Raw genomic sequence first — 2,392 nt, 5'->3', positions numbered from 1 at the left:
AACAACTAACTCAAAGCTCTTTTAAATAACCGAAGCAGATTTACTGAACCAAAAGCAACACGCTAAGGCCGGTAGAGGTCGTGCTGAACTTAAGAAATTGTCGAAGGCAAGTGACTCAGTTTGAAAACTGAACACAGCCAAGTGGCCAACTTAAGGACGCAGTCCGACCTCTGGTGACCATAGCAGAGTGGAACCACCCGGTCCCGTTCCGAACCCGGAAGTGAAACACTTTAGCGCCGATGGTAGTTGGACGATAGGTCCTGTGAGAGTAGGTCGTCGCCAGGTTATATGCCCGCTTCTAGCTAACGCTGGAAGCGGGCTTTTTTTGTGTCGGGAATGAGTGGGAGTGAGACCGAAGTTGATTTTGGTTGGTGTGAATTTAGACCAAGTCGTAGGGCTTGCTGTGGGTGAGAGGCTTTGTCTATATCGTTGATTTTATGGCACCTAGGCGTGTGTCTGTGCTACCGGATAAGTGAATCATTGAGGTGATGAAACAAAGTATATTGTCAAAATCGATGTGGGGATTGGGGGCTATGGGTTTAGGCTCTGTGCTCTGGGGAGGTGTGTTTGGCGGATTGAGCTTAGTTATGGCTGATCCTGAGAAGTCGATTTCAACGGTGTTTCTGTCAGGCACGGATGGTTATCACACCTACCGCATTCCTGCTATTGTGTGTGCGAATGATGGGACATTACTAGCGTTTTGCGAGGGGCGAAAGCGTTCTAGTTCGGATGCTGGTGACATTGATATTGTGCTGAAGCGTTCGACGGATCATGGAGCAACTTGGGGGGAGTTGTTATTGGTGCAGGAAGAGGGAGGTGATGCATCGATCACGATTGGTAACCCTGTGCCCATTGTCGACAAGACGACTGGTTTTATTCATCTGTTATTCACGCGTGAAAATGACACGGTATTTCACACGGTATCGACTGACAATGGCAACACTTGGTCGCCTCGTAGCGAGATCACATCGAGTGTAAAATTAGATGAATGGGGATGGTATGCCACGGGGCCATGCCATGGTGTTCAATTAACACGCGGAGAGCAGGCTGGGCGGCTAGTGGCTCCAGCGAATCACCGTATTGGGGGGAATGGTTCGGACTCGGGATCATTCGGAGCACAAATTATCTACTCGGACGACCATGGCGCAACTTGGAAGATGGATGCTTATGTCGAGGAGAGTAACGGAACGGCGCCGAACGAGACGACACTTGTCGAACTTAATACACTGGGGAGCCCATTGGGAGGAGGGTCTTATGGTTCCCATCTTTATATAAATTCTCGCGACTATGGGAGTGACCCAGGGGCGCGTTCAGAGGCTTACTCAGGTGATGGTGGTAGTAGTTATTCTGTTGGTTATGATGGTAATGCTCATTTCGTAACACCCATTTGTCAGGGGTCATTGGTTCGATTCAGTGCCGTCGACGCTGGTGATTTGGAAAATCGCATCATCTTTTCGGCGCCCAATGGTGGATCTCGGAGGAATGGTTCGTTATGGGTATCTAATGATGAGACGCAGACTTGGTCTGAGCCCAAACTTTTGCTTGAGGGGGCCTATGCGTATTCCGATATGGTGAAGACTGATGATGGCCAGCTAGGGGTTTTTGCTGAGACCGACGGGTATGGAGCGATCAAGTTTATCAAGGTGAATGAAGAGTGGATCGATCAGGAACCTCCTCCTGCCGAGAACCCGTCAGGAGCGTTTTGGAATTTTGAGGAGAAAGCAGTAGGGTCATTCACTGACACAGGTTCAGGGAGCGTCGTAGATATTAGTGTTGCGGGTGAGCAGCATAATCTAACAGCTGATCTTGAACTGGAATATATTGTTGGTGCTCCAGCGTATACGCCAAGCAGAGCGTTGGCTTTCGTGGGTGAGGGGGGATTGAGGTTAGCGGATGGACTCAGTCGCAACCATTATGATTATGGCGCGAATGACTCATTTACCGTAGAGGTAGCGTTTCGTGTGTCTGAGGGTGAGGAGCAGACGGGAGCTCTGGTGGCCAAAGACCTCGGTAGTAATCAACCGTCTTGGTGGCTGAGGATTGAGAATGGAGGACATTTACGCTTCTTAGTAGCAGATCATTCTAGTGAAGCGATAGCATCGACTGGGGACGTGACTTTCAATGATGGTGAATGGCACAGTGTTGCAGCGGTGAAGGATGCGACGGCAAGGAGGTTGAGGCTTTATGTGGATGGCATTTTGCTGGCCGATGTCGCGGACACGACTACTGGAAGTCATGCGAATTCGCAATCATTGTGTATTGGGCGTTTCAATGGATCTAACCGGCATTTTACAGGAGCTATCGACTTTGTTCGTATCACGGCATCGTGAGCTTCCCCAAAATCCTAGGCAGGGGGTGTCCTAATTCATTAATATGAACCAAGGACAAACCA

The 2,392-nt window shown here is 49.5% G+C and carries 1 protein-coding gene and 1 rRNA gene; both read left to right on the top strand.

Annotated features, from left to right (window positions below; genetic code table 11):
* The first annotated feature begins 169 nt into the window (after positions 1-169).
* Positions 170-285, top strand: a 5S ribosomal RNA gene (gene rrf / locus ACFSW8_RS11950).
* 302 nt (positions 286-587) lie between these two features.
* Positions 588-2,330 (top strand): exo-alpha-sialidase, encoded by a 1,743-nt coding sequence (locus tag ACFSW8_RS11945; RefSeq protein ID WP_377178332.1) that lies wholly within the window; start codon positions 588-590, stop codon positions 2,328-2,330.
* The last annotated feature ends 62 nt before the right edge of the window (positions 2,331-2,392 follow it).

This window comes from Rubritalea tangerina (genome assembly GCF_042683245.1).
Lineage (GTDB): Bacteria > Verrucomicrobiota > Verrucomicrobiia > Verrucomicrobiales > Akkermansiaceae > Rubritalea > Rubritalea tangerina.
Note: the sequence above shows the minus strand (reverse complement) of the source record. Positions and strands in the feature narration are given on the sequence as shown.

Coding starts and splice junctions, on each gene's coding strand:
- ACFSW8_RS11945 (WP_377178332.1), top strand. CDS start 588: ATGGCTGATCCTGAGAAGTCGATTTCAACGGTGTTTCTGTCAGGCACG.